Annotated in this window: 28 protein-coding genes; all 28 read right to left on the bottom strand. The window is 61.4% G+C overall.

What is annotated here, in order from left to right; genetic code table 11:
• Positions 1-16: 16 nt before the first annotated feature.
• A complete protein-coding gene (locus tag ABH922_RS14875) occupies positions 17-391 on the bottom strand; it encodes a hypothetical protein (RefSeq protein ID WP_424807648.1) in 375 nt (124 codons plus the stop codon).
• A 4-nt stretch (positions 392-395) separates the two neighbouring features.
• Positions 396-623, bottom strand: coding sequence for a holin (locus ABH922_RS14880; RefSeq protein ID WP_424807649.1), 228 nt, complete (start codon positions 621-623; stop codon positions 396-398).
• 130 nt (positions 624-753) lie between these two features.
• A complete protein-coding gene (locus tag ABH922_RS14885; protein WP_424807650.1) occupies positions 754-1,467 on the bottom strand; it encodes a peptidoglycan-binding protein in 714 nt (237 codons plus the stop codon).
• 24 nt (positions 1,468-1,491) lie between these two features.
• The gene (locus tag ABH922_RS14890; RefSeq protein ID WP_424807651.1) at positions 1,492-2,085 is read right to left on the bottom strand and encodes a phage gene 29 protein family protein; all 594 of its coding nucleotides are present in this window, start codon (positions 2,083-2,085) and stop codon (positions 1,492-1,494) included.
• Positions 2,086-2,087: 2 nt separating this feature from the next.
• Positions 2,088-3,761 carry a phage tail protein gene (locus ABH922_RS14895; RefSeq protein WP_424807652.1) on the bottom strand — a complete coding sequence of 558 codons (1,674 nt, stop codon included), beginning with the start codon at positions 3,759-3,761 and terminating at the stop codon, positions 2,088-2,090.
• Positions 3,762-3,777: 16 nt separating this feature from the next.
• Positions 3,778-4,719, bottom strand: a complete 942-nt coding sequence (locus ABH922_RS14900; RefSeq protein WP_424807653.1) for a hypothetical protein — start codon at positions 4,717-4,719, stop codon at positions 3,778-3,780.
• Between the two features lie 25 nt (positions 4,720-4,744).
• The gene (locus ABH922_RS14905; RefSeq protein ID WP_424807654.1) at positions 4,745-9,850 is read right to left on the bottom strand and encodes a tape measure protein; all 5,106 of its coding nucleotides are present in this window, start codon (positions 9,848-9,850) and stop codon (positions 4,745-4,747) included.
• 16 nt (positions 9,851-9,866) lie between these two features.
• Positions 9,867-10,412 carry a hypothetical protein gene (locus ABH922_RS14910; protein WP_424807655.1) on the bottom strand — a complete coding sequence of 182 codons (546 nt, stop codon included), beginning with the start codon at positions 10,410-10,412 and terminating at the stop codon, positions 9,867-9,869.
• Positions 10,413-10,456: 44 nt separating this feature from the next.
• Positions 10,457-10,828 (bottom strand): hypothetical protein, encoded by a 372-nt coding sequence (locus ABH922_RS14915; RefSeq protein WP_424807656.1) that lies wholly within the window; start codon positions 10,826-10,828, stop codon positions 10,457-10,459.
• A gap of 123 nt (positions 10,829-10,951) precedes the next feature.
• A complete protein-coding gene (locus ABH922_RS14920; protein WP_424807657.1) occupies positions 10,952-11,773 on the bottom strand; it encodes a hypothetical protein in 822 nt (273 codons plus the stop codon).
• A gap of 54 nt (positions 11,774-11,827) precedes the next feature.
• Positions 11,828-12,223, bottom strand: a complete 396-nt coding sequence (locus ABH922_RS14925; RefSeq protein WP_424807658.1) for a hypothetical protein — start codon at positions 12,221-12,223, stop codon at positions 11,828-11,830.
• On the bottom strand, positions 12,216-12,485 hold the full coding sequence (locus tag ABH922_RS14930) for a hypothetical protein (protein ID WP_424807659.1): 270 nt from the start codon (positions 12,483-12,485) through the stop codon (positions 12,216-12,218). The genes ABH922_RS14925 and ABH922_RS14930 overlap by 8 nt, the downstream gene beginning before the upstream one ends.
• Positions 12,485-12,844 carry a hypothetical protein gene (locus tag ABH922_RS14935; RefSeq protein ID WP_424807660.1) on the bottom strand — a complete coding sequence of 120 codons (360 nt, stop codon included), beginning with the start codon at positions 12,842-12,844 and terminating at the stop codon, positions 12,485-12,487. The genes ABH922_RS14930 and ABH922_RS14935 overlap by 1 nt, the downstream gene beginning before the upstream one ends.
• Positions 12,841-13,263 (bottom strand): Gp19/Gp15/Gp42 family protein, encoded by a 423-nt coding sequence (locus ABH922_RS14940; RefSeq protein WP_424807661.1) that lies wholly within the window; start codon positions 13,261-13,263, stop codon positions 12,841-12,843. Before ABH922_RS14940 ends, ABH922_RS14935 begins: the two co-directional genes overlap by 4 nt.
• A 21-nt stretch (positions 13,264-13,284) precedes the next feature.
• Positions 13,285-13,488, bottom strand: coding sequence for a hypothetical protein (locus ABH922_RS14945; RefSeq protein ID WP_424807662.1), 204 nt, complete (start codon positions 13,486-13,488; stop codon positions 13,285-13,287).
• Positions 13,488-14,525 carry a major capsid protein gene (locus ABH922_RS14950; RefSeq protein WP_424807663.1) on the bottom strand — a complete coding sequence of 346 codons (1,038 nt, stop codon included), beginning with the start codon at positions 14,523-14,525 and terminating at the stop codon, positions 13,488-13,490. The genes ABH922_RS14945 and ABH922_RS14950 overlap by 1 nt, the downstream gene beginning before the upstream one ends.
• A 14-nt stretch (positions 14,526-14,539) precedes the next feature.
• On the bottom strand, positions 14,540-14,938 hold the full coding sequence (locus ABH922_RS14955) for a head decoration protein (protein WP_424807664.1): 399 nt from the start codon (positions 14,936-14,938) through the stop codon (positions 14,540-14,542).
• Between the two features lie 13 nt (positions 14,939-14,951).
• Positions 14,952-15,668, bottom strand: a complete 717-nt coding sequence (locus ABH922_RS14960; RefSeq protein ID WP_424807665.1) for a hypothetical protein — start codon at positions 15,666-15,668, stop codon at positions 14,952-14,954.
• Positions 15,661-15,879 (bottom strand): hypothetical protein, encoded by a 219-nt coding sequence (locus tag ABH922_RS14965; protein ID WP_424807666.1) that lies wholly within the window; start codon positions 15,877-15,879, stop codon positions 15,661-15,663. The genes ABH922_RS14960 and ABH922_RS14965 overlap by 8 nt, the downstream gene beginning before the upstream one ends.
• Positions 15,880-15,928: 49 nt before the next feature.
• Positions 15,929-16,588, bottom strand: a complete 660-nt coding sequence (locus ABH922_RS14970; protein WP_424807667.1) for a hypothetical protein — start codon at positions 16,586-16,588, stop codon at positions 15,929-15,931.
• On the bottom strand, positions 16,569-18,020 hold the full coding sequence (locus tag ABH922_RS14975; RefSeq protein WP_424807668.1) for a phage portal protein: 1,452 nt from the start codon (positions 18,018-18,020) through the stop codon (positions 16,569-16,571). Before ABH922_RS14975 ends, ABH922_RS14970 begins: the two co-directional genes overlap by 20 nt.
• Positions 18,021-18,055: 35 nt before the next feature.
• Positions 18,056-19,756: a hypothetical protein gene (locus tag ABH922_RS14980; RefSeq protein ID WP_424807669.1), complete on the bottom strand. Its 1,701-nt coding sequence runs from the start codon at positions 19,754-19,756 to the stop codon at positions 18,056-18,058.
• Positions 19,756-20,220: a hypothetical protein gene (locus ABH922_RS14985; RefSeq protein ID WP_424807670.1), complete on the bottom strand. Its 465-nt coding sequence runs from the start codon at positions 20,218-20,220 to the stop codon at positions 19,756-19,758. The genes ABH922_RS14980 and ABH922_RS14985 overlap by 1 nt, the downstream gene beginning before the upstream one ends.
• A gap of 186 nt (positions 20,221-20,406) precedes the next feature.
• Positions 20,407-20,718: an HNH endonuclease gene (locus tag ABH922_RS14990; protein ID WP_424807671.1), complete on the bottom strand. Its 312-nt coding sequence runs from the start codon at positions 20,716-20,718 to the stop codon at positions 20,407-20,409.
• A complete protein-coding gene (locus tag ABH922_RS14995; RefSeq protein WP_424807672.1) occupies positions 20,718-20,861 on the bottom strand; it encodes a hypothetical protein in 144 nt (47 codons plus the stop codon). Before ABH922_RS14995 ends, ABH922_RS14990 begins: the two co-directional genes overlap by 1 nt.
• A 113-nt stretch (positions 20,862-20,974) precedes the next feature.
• On the bottom strand, positions 20,975-21,349 hold the full coding sequence (locus tag ABH922_RS15000) for a hypothetical protein (RefSeq protein ID WP_424807673.1): 375 nt from the start codon (positions 21,347-21,349) through the stop codon (positions 20,975-20,977).
• The gene (locus ABH922_RS15005) at positions 21,346-21,636 is read right to left on the bottom strand and encodes a hypothetical protein (protein WP_424807674.1); all 291 of its coding nucleotides are present in this window, start codon (positions 21,634-21,636) and stop codon (positions 21,346-21,348) included. Before ABH922_RS15005 ends, ABH922_RS15000 begins: the two co-directional genes overlap by 4 nt.
• The gene (locus ABH922_RS15010) at positions 21,636-21,887 is read right to left on the bottom strand and encodes a hypothetical protein (protein ID WP_424807675.1); all 252 of its coding nucleotides are present in this window, start codon (positions 21,885-21,887) and stop codon (positions 21,636-21,638) included. Before ABH922_RS15010 ends, ABH922_RS15005 begins: the two co-directional genes overlap by 1 nt.
• Between the last annotated feature and the right edge of the window lie 40 nt (positions 21,888-21,927).

The raw sequence follows: 21,927 nt of genomic DNA on the forward strand, positions 1-21,927 counted from the left end.
GAACCATCAGGCGCGGTCACGACTGCACCTCACTCTCGAGATCGGGTGGAATTGGCGGGGGTGGGAACCCTGGGGCGTGATGCTCGATCCACCCCAGCAATTCCCGGATGAAACGGATCGCGGAATCCAGCAGTTTCGTCTTGCGCTCGTTCTCATCCTCGAGCGTCCGCACCCGCTGCTCGAGGCTTCCGAGCCGGACGCTCAACGGCTCGACCAGCATCACCGCAGTATTCGCGATGATCTGCGCTGACTCGGCGCTGAGCTTGTCCGACTCGGATTCCGATTTCGATGTATCCGCACGGTTCCTGCGGCGATTGAGCAGCCATGACAGGAGCGCGAGAGCGATTGCGCCGACACCGAACTCGCCGAGATTATCGGTGAGCCACGTCACGGGCTCAGTCGATCAGGCTGGCAGAGTCGGAATCGCCCTTGGCACCCGACGCGAGACTGGTCAGCAGCGACACCACAGTCGCCAGGGCTGCCACCGAGCCCACGTTGGCCCAGTCGACATCCAGGACGCCGAGAGCGCCGGCGCCGAGGACACCTAGCGCTGCCTGGGCCGCGGTCTTCACGGCGCGTTCCGTCGAGTCGGCCCAGAATTTGGAGGTGATGAAATTTGACATGTTCAGGTGTTCCTTCGCTCGAGAATGTCACGGTGGGCAATGAGTGCATGTCCGGTTGCCCAGCGCCACAACGCCCATAGGAGCAGTGCGCTACCACCGAGCACGACAGCGGAGATTGACAGTGCGACAGTCATTTCACCCCCAGCGCTCGCCATGTGGCGGGTCCGACAATGCCGTCCGCGGCGAGGTTTGAGCGGCGCTGGAACTCGCGGGTGACGGCTTCAGTCGCCGGCCCGAAATCGCCGTCCACGGCAAGTTTCGAGTACAGCGGATACGCCCGATTGAAAAGCGCTTGTAGGTAGCTCACATGGACGCCGGTCGCGCCTCGCATGAGCGTCGGACGTGAGACGGACGGCGCGAGCGTTGGCGGCGTCGGAGAAGGTGCGCCGCCGACGATGCGCCGTACGCCGGCGTCGTTGCGCGGGTCACCTTCTCGGTAGCGCATCTGAAAATGCATCTCGTCGGGGTTGCCAGTCCATGCGCGTCCCCAGAAGACTTCGGGGAATAGCTCGAGTCCTCGTTTGGTGGCAGCAACCTCATTGGCGGGCATCGTGTATCTGCCCATCGGTCGGATCGGTGCCCAGAAGTCGAGGGACACGCCGCCAAGATGATTCGAGTCGGCCAATGAGTTCTCGGCCGACCACCCCCATACTGGCGAGGTGAACGGGCGCACGTTCTCGTGCAGGTACTTCGCGAGCGCACCAAGGATGATCGCGGGCGCACCCTTACGGAGTGGCGCGGTATTCATAAATGGTGCGGTGTTGACGATCTCGCACTCGTTGCGGTCACAGATCCGCCAACCGGCCTCGGTGATGGTGTTGCCTTTGTAGCTTCGGAAGCTCATGGCCTCCCCTTTCAGAAGAGTGAGTTACAGGCCCAGATGTGCGACGAGTCGATCGCCGATCTCGCGGCCGACATACGCATCGACGTCTACAGACATGCCGAAATTTTCGAGCAACGCCACCACCTCGTCTGCATCAACATCGAGACGTGATGCGAGTTCACTGACACGCATATGCCCGACAGGCGTAGACGGTTCGGGAACATCCTCGAACCCCATCTTTTCGAGCACCACCTGCTTAAGCTCGGCGCGATCAGAGTGAGGTAGTTGCGCGACAATTTCCTCCCACGAACTCCGGGGAGGATCAGGGGTGTCCATCGGTACCCAATCACCCTGCGCAGTCCACCTGTCCTCCAGTGCATTCGAGGACGGCTGATATTTCAATGTGGGTTTCGCCGAGGGCCGGGCGCCGAGTATCCACATACGCCACGACTGCATCTCCCAGTACTCGGTACCGAGCATCAGCGGAGCGCCAACCACGCCAGGCATGCCCGTGAACATCCACAGAAACGCCTGGCGCGGATTACGTAGATCGCAGTTCTCGCGAACCGGGAGCCCGCGGCCTTCCCATGCGGGCCACTCATCGAAAGCCTTACCGCGGAATACTCCCTGCTGATCCATGTTCAAACTCCCAGCTGCTGTAGTGAGGTAGCGAATGCTTCGATGCGCTCCCATGCCCGCTGCACCGGATCTGCAAGTGCGCGGCCGTCACCGATCGTGATCGTGCGAGTGACCGGCTGCTCACGCGACCAGGACAGCCCCACCTTGGAGATTCTGTCGATGTAGATGCGACCCGTTTTGTCGTTCTGCATCGTGAAGCCAGCACGATCACCGAGCCATACGTGGCCGGCCTCCCCGATCAGGAACGGTGCTGCGTCTCGGGCACCGAACTCGATGGACTCATACGATCGGGTGGCATAAACGCCGGCCCTCAGAACCATGAGCGAGGAGATCGTGTACGCCTTGCCCGCGCCATCCTGGAAGTACTCGAAATATCTTGTCCAACCCTGATTATTGGCTCGCGCCGCGGACCTCGCGACCATCCACGCGAGCACGGTGTCGACGTAGAACGGCTTCAACACGGCGTCGGCGACACCACCCATAGGCGGCACGCCCGGAATCATCGCAGTCAGATCACCCAGCATTTGCACGGTTGCCGAGATCAACTCATTGACGCCCGGCATGGACTGGCCGCCCGTGACGACCTGTATGCCCTTGGACGGAGTTTTCCGGAACCGGTACATGTCAAGCCCGGTCTCTTCACCGTCACGCCACACCGCGAACGGCAACTGTTTCTGCTGCCGCTTGTTGCCCGGCTCGTAGTACTCCACCGGAATCGTGGTGTCAGTCTTCAACTGCGAGGTGCTGTCGATGAAATCACCGATGAACTTTTCGACCGTCAGCGCTAGGCCGCCGAAGCGAGTGCCGCCCTGAGATGTGCCCGTGAACCGGCCCGAGCGATCCTCGAACGACACCACCACCGTCCCGTGGCGCAAATTTGCCCCAGGCCAAGGAGGCGGGTCGCCATGCATGTAGCGGCGCAGCACCGGAGTGATCTCGCCGTCCTGCATCATCGTTTTCGCGATGTCATGGAAATTCTTGAACCGGGATCCCGCAATCCCCCACAGGGCGCCGGAGTTCATGGAATCCATGAATTTCAGTGGCTTGACCACCAGAGACCAGGTGGACTGGTCGAGGCTGGTGCGGTTCGCCGGGTCCATCGGATCATCCGGCATCGCCCACGTCGAGTTACGCTCGCGGTGGCACTGCAGGTCGAGCATTGTGGACAGAACCCACGGGATCGGCCCCGGCAGAATAAACACGCGAGGAGCCTGAAAGTGCTCGCTAAAGAAACTGTTCGACCAGACGGTGTACCACTTGAGCCGCTCGTAGTCACTCGAGAACGTGGCTACGACAACCTGATCGCCGTTCTCGCGTTTCTCCAGTTCCGCGTACTCGAGCAGTCCTCCCCACCGTGAGCCTGTGTACTCGACCGTGATGTTGACGTTCCGTTTCTCGCCGCGCTGCATGCGGCCCCACTCATCCCAGAGCCACTGCCCCACGGGATGATCGAGTGGATGCTCCAGCTGCCCGGGCCCGGTATCGCCCTCGATCAGATCGAACGTTCCGCCGTACTCCGCCTGCACGAGATGCTGAAGACGCATCTCGCCGTCATGCAATAGTGCGACGGGCGGAATCTGCTGGAGGTTCTGCTCCCGCTGCTCCTCGGCCCGAGTAGCAGCCCAGATCGCTTCGCACTGCTCCTGTAGCGACAGTCCGTGATCAATCACAGTCACCGACATCCACCTCCTGTCACTGCATGCCGATAGGCCGCGACCAACGACGCGGCTGCACCAGCTGGATCATCGCGCCACCGGCCGGCGCGTTTGTCACCGAAACCCGCAGCATTTGCTTCTGCGTCTTCGGTGGTATGACGTACTCGAAGAACCGTCCAGGCACCGGCATGCGGCCCAGGATGTTGGTGTTCGCAGCATCGCGGACCATCAGCTTCATCGGATCCAGATCGACCGTGAAACCGCCTTCGAGAGCTCCAATCGGAGGCATCACGATAGACCGGTTCGCGTCATTGCGCCCCGATAGTTTCGATACGCCCGGACGACGATTGTTCGGCGGACCCTCCCACGACACATCAGGGAGAATCCAGTTCCCGCGAGTCCCAATCCACTTGTGACGCATCGGCTGATCCGTCGGATTCCATACCTCAATCAGGCCGGTACCCGAAGAACTGCCGGTCGACCACTTCGTGATGTAGTCGTCCTCGTAGTAGTGCGGCTGCCCCGCTCGCAGCGGAATAATCGGATTCGAGTACTCCACAACGAGCGGGTCGATCCCGGGGTCGAAATCCGGCTGCTCATACAGCTGCACATCGAGGAACCGTGTCGAGTTCTCCGAAATGACCTCGATACACGCTAGTTTCGCGTCGTGATCCCACTGATCCACCCGATAGTCGAACGCCTGCCGAAAGCGGGAATCGATATCCTCCTGATCCCCGCCGGCAACCCGATCGGCAGAGACGTGAAACCCTAGCGCGAGATCGCGCCAGTCGTTCCACATCCCCTTCATCGTGCCGCCGGACTGTGCGTTCGCAGCCACCCACGAGGTGCGGACCGGGGAGTCGAACAGGCCCTTCACCTGATCGGCCCCCAAGTCCACACCCTCGGACCCCGCACCATCGCCGTGGACAGGCCAGAAACTCCCATCCGTGCCATGGATATTGATCGTCATCGACGCCATAACGACCTCCTGCCGACACTGATCATCAGTAGGGCCTCCCTGCATGCCGCATCATCTGCCGCCCCTGGGCTCGCTGCGCACTGTTCACAGCGGCCATGCCGTCAGAGAATGTCGGATTATTGATGTTGATCGAGTAGTCGTTTCCGCCACCGGCATTCGGGCCTACGGCCACAGTGTCCAGATTCGCGATCCGAGCGATGTTCGCGAACTCGGCATTCGTGAACACCGGCTCCGGGGCGCCTGACTTGTTCAACGCCAGGCCACCATGCGGGATCATTCCGCCTTGGTCGTACAACTTGATCGGTAGCGATTTGAGCCAATCCTCAGCCCAATTCTTCGCACCGATCGTGACCGGTAGCTGATTGTCGAGCTCGCTCTGCGGGAACGAGCGCGTCGGGAAATCTCCCAGCGGATTACGCAACGACTCCGCTGCCGAAGTATCCGGCAACGTCGACCCCGGCTTCGGCGTCTTGAACTCCGGAATCGGAATATCCAGCCAACGAGAGTTGATGCCGAATATTTCCAGTGCCGAATCCACCGCGATCCCCACCAGATCGGACCCGTACTTCTTGAGCCGATCCTTCAGAGAAAACTCGCCGCCGCCGTTGTCTGCCTCTTCCTCCTCTGCTTTCTTCCGCGCCTGAGCAAGGGAGTTCTGCGCCGAATACACGGAGATATCGGCCTTTTCCTTGTCCAGTGACGTCGACTCGGGATCGTTGTAGACCTTGTCCCGAGACAGTTGCGCATCGATCACGGAGATTTCAGCGTTCCGCAGCGAGATCGCCGCCTCACCCATCTCGCCGGAAAGTGGCGGGGCAGGCTCCCCCGACATTGCCGACGCAGACCCCTTGCCGTCACGCTTGGCTTCGAGATCGCGAACCTTCAGCTCTGCACGCTGAACCTTCAGGTTCGCCTGGTCGCGATCAGCCTGGGACTTTTTGTCATTCCCATGAATCTTGTCCCGAGCCTCCTTCGCCTGGATGACCGCAACCCGGGCAGACTCGAGCGCCAGAGCGTCCTTCTCCGTCCAGGGATCGACGTCGGGGCCGTAACTCCGAGTGACGCCATCCCACCCGTCAATGAGAGCGTTGGGTAGGTGAAAATGCCGACTGAACTGCGGATGCGTGGCACTAGCCCACTGCGGGCCGATACCGCTCGAGCCCATCGACCCGCCAGACTCGGCAGGTTGACCGTCGATAGTCGCCGCCATGTGCTCCTTGCTGACACCAACCTGGAAGGCTGTCCCCGAAGGCCCGAGGCCAGGCTGAAGCCCCGCGACACCGCCACCACCGTTGAAGAAATCATAGGTGGTGTACAGCCGCTTCACAGAGCCTGTAATGCCCATGACGATCTGCTGCAGCCAGCCCACGAAACCCGAGCAGTCGAACTGCGTCGGACCGGTACCGCCCCACAGATATTTATTGCCCGAGACCGAACGCCCCGCATCGAGCGCCTTGTCGATCCCATTGCGGCCACCCTCATAGAAGCGCGGCAGGTTCTCCAACCGGGAGTCATCCCGGTTGATCATCCCCAACAGCCAATTCCACTTCTCAGACGAGCGGCCGTTAACGATCCACTCCCCCTTGTCGACCCATGACGTAGGTATCCCGTCCGAGCCGATCCCGAGGATCCCGTCGCGAGTTCCCGTGCCAGGTCCAGTAGTTGGGAGTCTCGATCCGGTGGAATTGCGTGGGAGCCGAGAGCCAAGCCAGTTTCCCGACACGCCCAATCCTGCCGTGATTCCTGCATTCACGGCAGTCATGGTCACCCTGACTGTGCGGTCTTTCAGCTCAGCCAGTGCGGCTTTCGCCTGCGCCGCATCGGTGATGAACTTCGGTATCCCTTCGAGGAGCGCCTTCGGGTTGGCGACCTTTTTGGACAGTTCCTCGATATCCTGGATCGTGATGGTTTTGTTTTTCTTCAGCTCATCCAGATTCAGAGTGACGCCCGGTGCCGGCTTCTGCTCAGCGATGAAGTCGATAAGCCCCTTGGCTTCACCGGTTTTTATCTTGAGCTGGCCGGTGTCGGCGTCGATCTTAACGACTGCCTTAAGGTCTCGAAGCGCTTCCGCCTCCCCGACCACTGCCGCCATTTTCTCGGACGCCTGATCGTCCATCGTCAGCTTGTAGTTCAGCCCGTCCGGCGTCTCTTTGATAGCGACGCCGAGGCTTTCGAGTTTCGCCCTCACCTTCTCGTCGTTGAGGAGTTCGATCGGGATTTCTTTCGGCTCACCAGGCTTCAGCTCATCGAGCACCGCCTTGACCATGCCGATACCTTGGGCGACATCATCAAGGCCTTGCAGTGCGGCGCCAGCGTAGAGTATCCGCTCTAGGTAACCTTCCTTCTCAAGGAGGCCTGACATCTGAACGTCGGTGAGGTTGACCGATTCCGCGAGCTCCTTAAACCGCTCGGCATTCGATCCGACTACCTCATTTACATTCCCGCCAGCGGAAACGAGCTGTATTGACTCTCTGGTGATCCCCTGGATTATCCCGCGAACCTGCTCACCATTTTCGGTAGCGGTGTTTACCATTCCTGTCGTCTTGTCAATCAGCGCCCCACCAAGAGCGCCCTTCGACAGATCCCACGGCTCCTCGATCAGCTTCTTGGCTTCGCGAATCACCTGGTTGTAGGACGACATCGCGTTTCCGAGATCCGGCGGCACGCCAGCGATCGCATCCATCACAGACTTGAACGCGGACGCCTTCTGTGACGTAGTGGACGCCGCATCACCCAAAACCTTGAAACCCTCAGCTATTTCATAGATTCCAGGCGTAACGCGCTTGGCCGCATCTCTGACCGACTCCAGGCGGGCGCGCGCGAAATGCCACTCGCCCGCAGTTTCCGAGGTGACCTTCCCGGACGCCAGTGCAGAATCGTAGAAATTGCGCCATTCAACAGTAGTGCCAGAGAGTGCCTGACCGAATTCCTCGGCCCCAATCCCCAACTCCTTCAGCGCCGCCCGAGCAGCGCCCGCACGTGCGGCGGCCTCCCGGGACGCATCAGCCTCCTTCGTCCCAGATTGATACTCGCCGCTGAAGGTTCCCGTAAGGTTCTTCCACGCCTCGACTGGCCGCGAAAAGAAGCCAGGCTTCGCATCCTCGGCCTGCTCTAGTTTGCCAATAAGAGCGTCGGCCTGCTTCGTGGCCTCAGACAAAATGGTGTCATCGACAGCGCCCTTCGACTGAGTGAAGGCACGCGCCATCTTCCGCTGAGATTCCGTCAGCTTGTCAGTGGTCTTCGCCGAGATATCAGCCTGGGCATCCCAGTTCTTGGCAGCCGAAATTACCTGCGGAACAATCAATGCCGCGGCGAGAATGCTTGCGCCGACTGGTCCACCGAGGGCGCCGACGATGGAGCCGAAGCCCTTCGCTAGCCCACCAACTGCACTGCCCATGGCGGACATGCCCGCCGCACCGATGCCTCCAGCGACACTGCCTAGTCGCCCAATGGCTGCGGCCGTTCCATGAACGCCCTGACGGACAATTGCATCCGTCGAGGTAAAACCCCTGGATTGGAGCGCGAGAGCTTTCATCTCAGCCGCCGCGGTCCGATGTGATGATGCAAATGCAGTCAGTCCAGGTGTCGCACTCCGGTACGCATCGCCCATCCGGCCAATAGCTGGCGCCTGCGCCTGCATGGACGCCATGGCCGCGCCGAGACGGCCAACGGTAGTGCCCGACGCTGCAGCCAGCGACTGCTGCACCCGCATCTGATCACCGAATCCACGCAGCCCGGTAACCGTGCCGCTGATGGCAGTCCGGGTTGAGAGCAACGCGCTCTGGTAGCGAGTCAAACCACCCGCGCCCGCAGCGACCCCGGCAGCGGTCTTCACCGATGCCGCCTGAAGCGTTGCCATCGACGGAGCGATCCTCGCCATGAGCGCCGGAATGGTCTTGAACAGCATGAACGCACCCGCGAGCGCTACAACCGCGCCCTGGTTATTTCCCATCACTGAAGCGAGACCGTTGAGCACTGGCACCAAAGTTGCATCGAGAATCGACGACGCCGACTCCAGCAGACTGAGGAACACCGACCACACGCCGACGCCCAGAGCGGCCTGAGCGGCTGCGAGGGAAGACGCAATCGCCATCAGCGGTGCGCCCAGATTCTTCGCCGTTTCCCAAATGTCCGACAGGGCGGCCTTGAAGCGATCCCAGTTGTTGCCGATCGCACCACCGTTGTCATCCATGAAGGCCGAAAACGCTTCCTTGCCGGCCTCTCCGAATTCCTTCAACTTCGGCAGCGCCATGTTGAAGATTCGATGATCAAGCATCTCCGCGAAGGCCTGAACCTTCGGGGTGATCGTGTCGATGCCGCCGGTAACACCCTTCAGCCAATCCGCAGACCGGCTGAACGTAGGCTTCAGCGCCGCAGCACCAACGCGGCCCATCGCAGCCATGGTGTTCGACCAGGCCGCGGAGACAGTGTTGCCGGCGCGGGCGGCACCGCCGAGATTCTTCTCGATCGCGCGCAGATAGGTTGCCGAGTCCACCTGGCCCGCTGCAACCATGTCTGTCAGCGCCTCTTGCGATACGCCCATCTCTTTCGCGAGCATCTGATAGATCGGGATACCGCGAATAGCAAGCTGATTCAGGTCCAGGGTGTAGGCCTTGCCCTTGGTCTGAACCTTGTTCATGACCGCGCCCATCTCCTCGATGGACGTACCTGCGATCGTCGCCGCATCCGCCGTAATGGAGAGATAGCGTGTCAAATCGTTGCCCGGCTTGATACCGGCCGCCACAGCGGACGCCGAGATCGTGGCAGCCTCACCGAGACCGAACGCCGTACCCTTCACGGATGCGAGAGCGGAGTCCATGATCTTCGCCGTGGACAGGCTCGTATGCCCGAGACCTTCGAGCTTGCCCTCAGCGTCGTCGATAGCCGTGAGACGCTGGAAGCCCTTCGTCAGAGCTGTTCCCACAGCAACAGATCCGGCCGCCGCAGCAGTGGCAGCGCCGACCGCGAACGTCTTCCCGAGGCCTGCCGCCATGCGAGAGCCGAGGCTTTCGCCAGCCTTGTCGCCCTGCTGGACGACCTTGCCCAGCGACTTCGACACTGCCGCAGGAATACCGTCGGTGCGGGCAGCGATCGGGACGTACATGGTTGCGAGTTCAATACCGCCCGCCATGGTCACCTCCAAGTATTCAGTTGTCGTCGAGGTGTTTCCACGTTTTTCGGGTCACGATCCGGCCTATCGTGGAGCGTGAGACGTGGAAGAGTTTCGCGAGGTCCGCGTATGTGCAGCCACCTGCCGCGAGTGCCCGGATCGACAGGACTTCACGTTCGGTGAGCTTCGGCGTGCCAGGCTTGTCGAACACTTCTGTCGATTCGACGTCGAGGATTTCGGGTTGCCCCGCCAACTCCTGCGGTGGTGGCCGGTTGTCGACCTTGAGCCGTTTCCGAAGCTCCGATGCTGGTAGCGAAGTCTTCGGCTTCGTGGACTCCGGTGGAGTAACACCGGGTCGAGGTAGCTGCTCTGGGCGTTTCGCTTTTTTGTCGCCGCCACGCTGCCAGTTCCCGGCCTGGATGCCATCAGATATTGCGGCCAGCAGGTGCGCGTGAAGATCCCAGTGATGATCAGGGTCAGCAGTACGAGAAATCGCGCCGCCCGGTGGGGGGTACTTGAGGATGCACCGCAGATCCCACCATGAGATGTTCGCGGTGCCCAGGAAGTCCAGCGACCGCCCCATAGGGAGCAGATCAGCCTGGACCGCCTGGGCTACCTCCTCGTCCTCTAGGTATCCGAGGAGGCTGAGGATTCCCCCAGAGTCACCTTGGAATGCTCTTCCCAGTTCCGATCAATCTCAAGCAGTTCACCGTCAGTGAGCTTCTCGAGGATCGCGTAATCCTTCGTGGACACGTTGAGTTCGAGCATCTTCAGAATGATTTCGCGCCCAGATCGATGAGACGGCACCGGCAGCAGTTCGCCATTGTCGTCAACAGTCCTAGGCTTCACCCATTCGTTGAACTCCCGAGATTTCGGCAGCGGAAAATACTGCATCTTCGGGACTGTGAAAAACAGTGGGTTCTGACGACCCTTTATCGGAATCTCGAACTCCAGCATGACCGACGGGTCATGCGCGGGGGTGATGCTGATAATTGCCATGAGGGACCAGGCCTTTCAATCGCGGAATGGGAAAAAGTGGGAGGACGGGCCCGTGGTATCCCGCCCCGTGAAGGGCAGGCCCGGTCCAATGGTGTAAACACCTCACGGGGCGGGAGATTCAGGTCAGGCGACCGTGACGGTGCCCGACGGAGTGAGACCGGAGCCGGATGCAGTGACAACACCGGCACCGTTCTTGAAAACGACCGTGAACGGGCCACCGGTAGAACCGGTGACATCGACATTTCCGGCACCGACAGTGGGAAGCGCTTCGAGCGCCGACTTCACCGCAGCCGCAGTCGGGTTGAACGCGATACCGGCCGTGGTCTCGCCATCGACGTACACATTCCAGGTGCCCGCAGTCGAACCAGCCGGGAGGGTGAGAACTTTCGTTACAGAGCCGTCGGCGGAGCTGATGGTCATGACAGCGTTGTTGCCGGCCAGCTCGAACGAGGTGATCTCGACCTCGTAGGAGATCGTGTCGGTGTGCACGTACACGCGGTCACCGACGAGTTTGGGCTGGCCGTCCGGGATGTAGTTCCGGACGTTGGTGTCCTCGTCGACAGTGTCAATCACCCAGCTCGAGTGCGGGAGGGTCTTCTTGTTCTTGTTGACCGTGATCACGTTGCCCGCGATGTTCACATTGCTCTCACCGAAAACAGTCTTGAGAACGGTCGCGTTCTTCGACTCCATCAGCTTGAACTTGAACACCAGGCCGTACTTGGTCTGCAGGATCTTGACCACTGCGCCACCGAAAGCATTCTTTTCGGTCGTGTCGCGAGTCTCAGATTCAGTGATGCCGTCCTCTCCGACGTAGCCGTGGTCGCCCCAGTCGGCGGTCAGTGCAGAACCTGCAGGACCGGGGGCGGGGGCGCCGAGACGGTTACGGAACACAACTCCGCTGACGAGCGGTTCTGCGGTGAGGACGTTGGAGGCAGTGGATGCCATGAGATGCCCCTTTCAGGCGGTGTGGACCGGGCCTGCGAAAGGGTGTAGCGAGGGTTAGCGAGTAACGCGTCCCCGGATGTCGAACTGGAGTGTGAATTGATGGCGGGGCATTGACGTGTCGGGGTCCGGGAACGACTGCGGCGCACCGATCGTCGTTACCTGCCTGATGGCCGGTTCCTCGCGGTCACGCTGAGCCGCTTTCAGAATCGAGAACGCCCGCTCCGACAATCGTCGAGCACCGTCATCGTCGTCATCCCAGCATTGGAAGATGACCATGCGTGAGGATAGGACCAGGTTACGGTCACCGCCACCTGCGGCGCGAGCGGTCACGAACCTGCTCGGCCGCGGCACCGGAACTCGAGTAGATACCGGCGTGCCGTCACCGAGTCGGTCGAAAAGATAAGCGGCAACCAGCTCCTCGACAGGATCGAAAGAAATGATCTCAACCACGGGCACTACCCGCCGCCCGAATCAGGTTGTTATATTTCGCCTCGGACCGTTTCGCTTCCACGGTCACCGCGGCGACAGACACGAATCCACGACCCTGCGGTTTCTTCGCGCCCTGCACGGAACTGAGCTCGTATCCTGCCGCCGAACCTCCGACAGCATTGTGGACACCCACCATGATGCGGTGCAACTGCGCCATCGTGGTCGCATCCCGGCGCAACTGCTCGAGTGCATGGGGATTCCAGACGATGTCAGGTCCACTCATCAGTTCTCCGCCTTCTTCAGTGCGATCGAGCGCCCAGGCATGAATCCGAACGGCCCTTTCGACCAATCCGAATCCTCGCCATCGACCTCGAAATCATGGTCATAGCCAGGAATTACCACTCGATCCATGCCGCTGATCGACACCTCCGGCGGTGCCAGAACCACCAGACCTTCGACGATCAGGTCTCGATTCGGCTGACTGGGCTCGGACATCCCGTAGTCTGACCTCGACCCGTATCCGTAAACCTTGGTCGGCTCGGGATCAGACCAGAAGCGTTTCCGGTTACGGCCGGCATCGAGTTCCTCGGACTGCCGGAAGCGGCGGATCCCGATCGTGTGCGCTCGGGGAAACTCCTTCACCTGTACCACCCGCCGTCGGTCACGCGATGCTGGTACGCGGAATCCGGCGTCATACCGACAGAAAACGCCCGCGTTCTGCGCTTCGGGATGCCCAACTCTTCACGATCGTCGTCCGTGAGCGTCAACGCCCCGGGCTCGTCCCCGCCGTACGTCGTGGACGTCTGAAACGGACCCGCACCCTGCTGAACGCTACGCACACCCTCAGGGTTCTGCAGGTGGCGAATAATCATTCGGGCGACAACCTTCTTCACCCGAATCAGCGGCAGCACGCCAGAGGTGATGCGGTCATCTATCTGCGGGTCCGCGCGAAGGATGTCATCCTCCGCATCCGCGATCTTCACCGCCAGAACCTCGTCCGACACTTCGGGCGGGGTGCCGATCCAGCGGTCCTGAACATCTTTCGGAATCGTCCATGCCATCAGATCGGCACCTCCCCTATGTCATTCGGAATCAGCAGCAGGCTTGGGCGGACGACCACGACGCTTCGGCTCGGGCGCCACATCCGGTACCGCGGGCACTGAATCCCACACATCCGGATTCGTGATCTTCTTCGCCGCCCACTCAGGAACCGCGTCGTCAGGCCCGAACGCATGACCGACGCCCGACTCGTCCGCAACATGCACGAACGTGATCAGGCGAGCCATCAGAGAACCTTGGCGGTCAGCAGCTTCTTCGCATCCTGCAGCACCGGCTGACCGACAGCATCGACGAACGTGAACTGCCGGAACGGAGGGCCATCCTTGATGACCACGCCGACGATGCCGGGAGCATCACTGAACGAATAGTCCGTCTTGCCGGCGTCGAGCAGTTCCAGTGCCGTCGCCGACAGGCCGTAGGCCATGAAACCAAGGTCGGCGGGATTCTCCGGCAGGAACGTCACGCGATCATCGGCGAGGACGCGAGTGTTGACGTCATCGACACTGAGCTGCGTGTCGTACGCCTCGCGGAAGGTCGGCAGGCCCTCTGCGGCGAGCAGGTCGTTCAGCTCGGTGATGGTCACCCGAGTGCGCCCCTGCGTCGAGCCGTACACCGCGTCGATGATCTCCTTGTTGCGCTGCAGCTGTCGCAGCACGCGCCGCGACGTCAGCGAACTACCGGGCGCGGCACCATTGGTGTCGACCCAGGCGTCAGTCCACGACGAGATGTCGGTGAGCGGGGTCGATCCGGCAAGGTTGCTCCATACCGTCCCTGCGGTCACCGAGTGATTCGCCGGCAGCCCGTAGTCCGCTTCACTCTCGAAACCGTCATCCTTGATCGACAGCTTGCCGTCGGTTAGGACGTCACCCCATGCGAGCTCCACGCGGTTGAGGATCTCGCGAGTGAGGTTCTCGCCGTCGTTGTAGATCGCGTTCGCCAGAGCGGCCTTGTTCGTGCCCTGCGTTCGCGCGAACTCGATCTGCAGGCGCTCGTACTCGCCTACGCCGATCGAGGAAGACAGCGGGGCCAGTGGAACGCGCTTCTCCGACCCGATGTCACGCTGAGAAACGTGGATCCGGCCGTCGAATGCACGGTACTTCGCCGTGCGGTTCTTCTGTACGATCTCGGCGAAGTCGATGGTGTTCGACTCCCTGTAGACGGTCGGGAAGATCGTCGACAACGTGTTACCCGCCGGAGTGGGAACACGACGAACGAGAGTGGTCAAAGCGTCCGGTGCGACCGGAGCATCGAAGAAAATAGCCATCAGTTCAGCTCCTATCAGGCCGTGTAGTGGACGAGGGGCAGAAGCTCTTTCGCTTCCGCAACGAGGCCGTGACCAGCGGGTAGGCGAGATTCCTTCACGAAACCGTGAACGACTGCGGCGCCGCCGACCTTGGTCAGGCCGACCACGTTCAGCGACCCGAACAGGTGCGCAGCGTTGGTCTGGCGGCCATCGGTGGCAGCCTTGTCGAACGGCCCATACAGGCCGGTCGCGGTGATCTTTGCGATCACAACGCCCGACGGGATGTAGCCCTTCGGGAAGTGGGTAGCCGCCGTGAACTTCGAGACATCTAGCGTGATACTCGGATTGGTTCCCGGATCGGTACCGTGCGCGGACAGAAGCCACGAACGATTCTCCGACTGGTAGTCGGTCGTACGAACAGCAACGCTCGTCATCGTGCATCCCCTTTCAGGGGTGAGTAGTTATGTCTTGGGGCCCAAATCTGCGGTCAGCCTCGTCATCACCCGCGGCTTTTCCGGCGGCGGGTCGCTGATTGCCAGGGTTCCCCTGTTGCGGATTCGGTAGTGGGCCACGGGATGTAGCCAGGGCCGCATTTGCGGCTACAGCCGTCACGATCGCCGCATTCACCTGGTCGGCGAAGTCGGTGGCAGACGGGTCGAGCTGATCGAGCTGAGCCATGAACGATCGGGAGTCGATTAACGCGCCAGGGTTGGCGGAATGGCCTGGAGCGAGACGGAACACGGCGTTTTCGATCTTCGTGTCGCGAATCTCTCGCTGTGCGGCAGTCAACTCGGTTGCGAGCTGCGCCGGGTCAGGCGGGGTGTCTCCGCCTTCGCCAGTGAATGCCTTCTCGATCTGGCTCCACTTCTCGGCAGCATCGCGGTTGTCTTTCGCCCGCGTCTCCCACTTCCTGGAGTGATCGAGCTTCTCCTTCACCTCGGCCGGCGTCATGCCCCCGAAGAGCGAGGCCCAGTCGTCACCCTCGGGTGCCGGTTTGGGCCCAGGCTTCGGGGCCGGATCTGGCGTCGGAGCAGGCTCGGGTGAAGGTGCCGGCTTCGGGTGACCTTCAGGGTCGCGTCGGGGGTGGCGCCGTGCGGCGCGATTCCCGGACATGCCGAAGGGATCAAGAACAGCAGGGGCGATCGTTCGAATGGTGTTACGCATTGCTCGACAACTCCTTGCCGTCGACGAGAACCGTGAGCACGCCCTGCGAAGATCCATCCTCGCCACGACGCCCATGTCCGAGAACGAAGTGCTGCGACGCATGGATGATCAACTGGTCGATTACCGGTTGATTGAATCCAGCCGCCTGCAATCCCTTCTCGTACGCCGACAAAGCTTCCGCCGTCGTCAAACTCGATCGTTCATTGCTCATTTTTTCTACTCCCGTGCGGGATAAGTCAGCACCGTGCGGCGCTGGAGGATTAGGAAGAGCCGAGAATGATTCGCATCTCGGCCAGGATCGCGTCCGTGCCAGTGGCATTCCTGGACGCTTGTGCATACGCCTCGTCGAACCGCTCGTAGTGGGCAGGGCGATCGAAGGACTTTCCGGGGCGCACTTCTTGGGCGCCACACCGGCAGTTTCCATGCGCCCGAAAGCCTGCCGTGGACTCCAGGTACACGGCGCCGCGGGTGCACAGCATTGCGCAGAACGCACAACACTTATCCCCCGCTACGCGCTCATATCGGGCTCCGCGTTCCGACTTTGCGTTGTCGAAAATAGTCTGGCGGTTGCCGCCCCAGATTGCTTTCTGTGCGACCTCCGCCAGCCTTGCGAGCGCATCCGTGCCACGAGCTCCCATCGCCCAATCAGCCGACGACAGAAGGCGCTCGGTAGCAGGCAGCGGAGATGGCGTTGCGCGATAGGGGAGATTCGGCGCCGACTCGTCATACCAAGCTGCACCAAGATTCGATGCAGCCGACGTATACGGGTCGGTCACCACCGGAATCGAGTTCACCATCACCGACCGAAACTCCGCAGACGGAAGGCCCTGGGCTGTATTCCAGACATTGACAATCTCATTGATCGCCAACCTGTCCAGATGGCCCAGGATCTCCTTGCGCTCAAGCAGGCTCGTTGGCATTGCGCCTACTCGACAACTTGATCGCCACCGGATCCGTCACCTGGCCCGCAGCAGCACGTAAGAGCGAAGGGAGTTCGGCAGCCTGCGCCAATCGACTTTCCTCGATCAGGCGCATCTGATCCTGCTCCGAGAAACCCATGTAGTCATACGTGACCGGCGAATCGGGGCGAAGGATCTCCGCCGCAACAAGCTTCTGGCCCGCGTCCGCAGTGGCTGCACGCGTCGGAGTCGACGGATCACGCCACTTCACATCGATCTTGCGGAACAGGTCAGCATCAACCTTCCCATCACGAGCAAGCAGCGACAGATACGCAACCTCACGCCAGCACTGCCCGAACGTCCCCTGACGCCGCTCCGCACGCTTCACCAGCCGATACTCGGCCTGCCGAATCGCATCAGCCGATGCAGGATTGTCAGTGAAGAACCCGAGGTACGTTGACGGAATACCGCCCTCGGCGGCGATTAGCTGCGAATACAGCTTGATCTGATCGATATAAGGCGTCGGCGGAGCGGGGTGGAACTCGCCCACCTTCGGCATCTGCCCATCCTCTGTACGCGGGATGACATTAAAACGACCCATCGCAGCCGTCCAGCCCGCAAGCCGCTTCTCCGCCGCCGAAGAATCCTCGCTAACACCGAACTGCTCAGGCTCCGCACCGAGCGCGTACCGTGAAGGCGCAGTGTAGAACTCGCGGTTGATCTCCATTCCCTGCATCGTCCGAACCGCAGCATCGGTGTAGTACATAACCGGGCGTGTAATCTCCGACCGACCCTCGAGATCCGAAGCGCGATCGCGATTCACCATCCGCGACATGAAAACCCGACCCAGATTATGGTCATCACGCGAGACGACATCAAGCTTCTTCGTTCGCTCATTCCGCTCGAACCGGATCGTCGAATCCGGCAGATACAGCGTCTCCATCTCCACAGCGCCCGACTCGCCGCGCGTTTGAGACAGCGCAGCACCCAGGCGCCGAGTCCGAACATTCCGGATCGCAGTAGCCGACGATGCAGACTCGACCGTGACCAGCACCTCAGGCTCACCCATGCTCGGATCGCCACGACCCACGGTCACGAAATCAGTGCCCGCGATCAGCGCATCCAGATGCGCCCGACCAGACTCCACGCCGAGGTGATTCTCACGAAACACATCATCGAGACCCATAAGGTCCAACACCGATGTCCAAGAAATCAGATCAATGCGCTCCTCGAGAACGTCAACGACCGTGCCCGGCCAGCCCAACGCCAGCGCCAAATCCTTCAGTCCAGGCGGAACCGCAATATCGAGATGCTGCGTCTTCTGCTTCGCCTCATAGAAATCATTCTTGATCCGATTCTTCGCCGCAAACTTGCGGATCTGACCACGAAGCAGCCCGACTAGCCGCTCCTCGTCATCCGAGAGCGTCAAAGACCGCAGAGACAGCGCGGCCACCCCGCGACCTCCGAAAAACTGAGAGAAGGATTTCACTACAGGGTCACCGCCTTCCGTGATTTACGTCGAGCGCCGATGCCTTGAGCCACCGCATCTAGACGCGCTTTCCATGCCATGACCGCCGCATACGCGGCGTCGATCTTGTCCGGGGAATCCGGGTAGGCCTTGTAGATCAAGTAGCCCGAACGCACCGAGCGGCGTCGGGCATTCAGCACGTGACGTTCGAGCACTGGGCTGCCGTCGTGGCTGATCTCGTCATTGACTACCGACAGCCGGAAACGCTCGACATACTCGACAACCCGCGAATCCTTACCTCGCGGCCACGCCGAAATCGGCGCACCCTGGGCTGCTTTCGCCTTCAACCTTCGCCCGAAAGCCGCCTCCCACTTCGCAATGTGCTCCGACCAACCAGACGGGTCGGCATAGAAGCCGACAACCTGAAAATCTGAGAATGCCCGCCGTACCGCAGCATCGACCGCGTACGAATCAGGAACCCAGTTCTTCCCATCTGGCCCATCTGGCTGCTCCCACACCCACGCCGAAGGGCAGAACAGATGCCCGTCCGAAACCCTGCAGCCGACAAGCGCAGTCGCATCAGCCTTGCCACGATTGCGGCCTTTCGACCCGTCGAATCCGAGAACAATGACGTCTCCCAACTCGACGGAGTTATCGAGATCCTCACGACGTCGCCAGTCGGGCTGCGAAATCCACGAGTCCGAAGCATGCGTGATCTGATTCAGAAAATCCGAACGCGCAATCTGCACATCAGTTGCCTTGTCCCAGATCCTCGCCACAATCGGCTCAAGCTCTGAATGGCCAGGAGGGCAGGGTGGGTCATGAATCACGCAGCCGTCAGGATGCGCGGACGAATCGCCGTAGACGTATCGCAGTCCGTCGATCAGCCCGGTATACGGCTCCTCGTCGTCGGCAAATTCCTCTGGAGCTTCTCGCTCCGTGAGACTCGTGTTGGCTGGCGCTTCCCGATGGTCATACAAAAGCCCATTGTTCCTAGCTCGACCCTCGCGAATATCTGCCCAAGTCGACGCCGACGTCTCCGCCACCGAATTCTCGCCCGGAATGAAAGCATTCGGCGACTCCACCGTGCGCCCACCATTTTTCGACGTATTCGTCCGCAACGTCTGAGCAAGCTTCGGGCCGCCATTCGACGGCACCCACTCCTCCGTTTGATCAAGCACAACAAACGTCGACGGCGCACCCTTGACAGTCCTCGCGGACGAAGTGACCTGCTTGATATGTCCGCGCGGCAGGTTGACCATCGTATCCAACGGCTCAAGGCCCGGATACTCATCGATCACCGGCCCCTCACGCAACATCTCAAGCATCGGCTGCCACGTGTTGTTCGTCTGCTCCTCCGACACCGCAGCGATCTGCACCAGTGGGGTTCGAACCGTCGACCAGGGCCGCGCAACCGGCTGCCCGTTCGCATCCCACCCATCCGGCAAGACCGGAGCCAGCGCCTCGAGAATTGCCAAGGATGCGAGCAGTGGACTCTTACCCCAGCCGCGGGGGCGACCGATCAGGCCGCGATCAATCTTGAAGCGGCCCGTCTCCGGATCAATCTCATAGAACCGCAGGATGAAATCTTCCTGCTCCCGATACGGCACAAACGGCTCGTACTCTTCCTTCGCGGGGGCTGCCAAATACGTTGAGATCCAGTCCAGGGCCTCATATCCGAGAGTAGGCACCTCACCCGGGACTGACGGTTTCCACGGCATCAGACCGCCTTGAGCGGGCCACGACGACTTCGCGCCTGGGCGCCAGGGCGGATTCGCTTCTCATCAGCCTCGTCAGCCTGAGCGAACGTGATCCGCAGCCGCGCGCGATCCTCCGGGGTCGCACCGAACTTCGCGACACGCAACCGCAACTCGCCGGCCATCTTCACATCGCCATTCCAGAACCGCGCATGCAACACCGCGGTATCGAGAAGCTCCGACCAATCCGTCGACGTGAACTCCGCCGACAACGGCGAATCGGCCCACATGCGCCACCACTCCCGCGTCCGCTCCGGCCACACGAACGTCTGAGCGATCAACTCGCCGTCAACCTTCACCTGAATGTCGAACTCCGGCAGATCGGGCTGATCGACAGGCTCAGCGTGAATCACACGCAACCCGAGCGGATCTTTGTTCGACCGAGCCCGCTTCGACGGATCCTTCGGTTGCGGTCCGCGTCCAGCCATCTGGGCCACCTCCTACAGGGTGCTGAGATCGCCACAGGGGCGAGAAATAGGTGCCGGGGCCAAAATCCCCAGACCCGTAGCCACAGGGAGCGCGTATGCCAACCGCAGGCCCGTGGGGCACCGGGAGGAGCATCCCCGCACCCCCTTGTGGGTCGGTCGGGTCGGCGGTGGGGCTCGGCGGTGGGCTCAGAGCAGCCCTGGGTGGGGCTCAACGGGATGGAGGCGGCCGTTCTTCGCTCTCCCAGCCTGGGCTTCCCTCTGGGTTTTCCTGCCGTGGCAGGGCCTACAGAGGGTCTGCCCGTTGGGGAGTGTGGTCGGTCCGCCCTCGGCGTGGTTGATGATGTGGTCCGCCTGCACGTCGGCGGGTCGGGATTGGGGGCTGCCCTGGTATCCGCACTCCCGGCACCGGTACTGGTCCCGGGTGAGTACGGCACGGCGCCATCGGCGGTGCTCGGACCGTGATGTCCGGTCGCTGGTCCCTCCGTGTCCCCAGGCCATCAGTGGTCCTCCTGTGTGTCCGTCTGCATGTGGAGCAGGTCGCGGTGGATGCGGAGCCGTTCGACTGCGTCGCTGTTGCCCATGCGTTCGGCTCGTTCGATCAGGACGTTGACGTAGAACAGTTGGTCGCGAAGTGACGGCATCGTTCACCCCTCCGTGTCGGGTGGTGTCCGGAGTATGGCTGGGCATCGCATCGGCGGGATGGTTGGTCGCGGGTAGATGCGGTGCGGCAGTCCGGTGATGGCGGGGTGGCGCCCTACGTGGCGAAGGGGCCCTTGCGGTGTCGGCGGTGGGAGTAGTCGCGGGCAAGCCAAGAGTCTCGCGGGATGCGGATCCGCACCGACTCGGTGGCGACACTCAGTCCGTCAGCGGTGAGAACCGGTTCGCTAACCGCATCGGTCACAAACCGATCGGCCTTGAGCCAGCGAGCGTTGACCTGCCGAACGGACTCGTCGGCGATCCGGTGGCCCTGGGTACCCAGTACCCGGGTGGCCTCCTGGTAGTGCGGGGTGCCACGTCGAAAGTAGGGGTCAGCCTTGGTGGGGGCCAGGGTGATTCGCATGCGCCGTTCCATCGCCTTGAGTTTGGCGATGAAACTCAGGTAGGCCGCAGTATTCAGGTCGCTCGTCACGACTTTGCGCCCGATACGGCGAGACCACCAATGTTCGCCTCGATCGCAGCGAACACCATCTTGTCGCTGACTTCGCCCGCGCGTGCGGCGGCCCGGAGTTCGTCGTAAGACATGTCGTGACGCTTCGCGATCCACTGCCAGATCGGGAGCCCGAGTGCAGCGATACGGTTGATGTTGGGCGTGTGTGCTCGGCCTATGCAATTAATCTGTTCGATCGGTCGCCAAGCGTCCTCGCGGGGAACGCCAGCTGCCACAGCAACATCGTCGATGAGCGATTCGGTGGTCATTAGTTCTCCCTGTTGTCGTCGGTCATGTCGGGGGCGGATTGAATCATCGGGATACACGCGGCAGCCTTCGCCTGCTCCAGCAGCCCGAGCTTCTTGAACAGCGGCATTCGGACGCCATCGGCAGTCCAGTAGCGTTCGACGATCAGGTACTCGCCGGTCTCGGCATTAAGGAACTCGACGATCTCGATGGTCGATAAGGGCACTGCGCCTTCGGGTAGCCAGTCCATCACCACCACCTCCACATGCGCCATAGACCGGACAGTGCCCAACGGGCGAGACGGAGGCGGTGGA

The sequence above is a fragment of the Rhodococcus sp. 27YEA15 genome, assembly GCF_049739425.1.
Taxonomy (GTDB): Bacteria; Actinomycetota; Actinomycetes; order Mycobacteriales; family Mycobacteriaceae; genus Rhodococcus_F.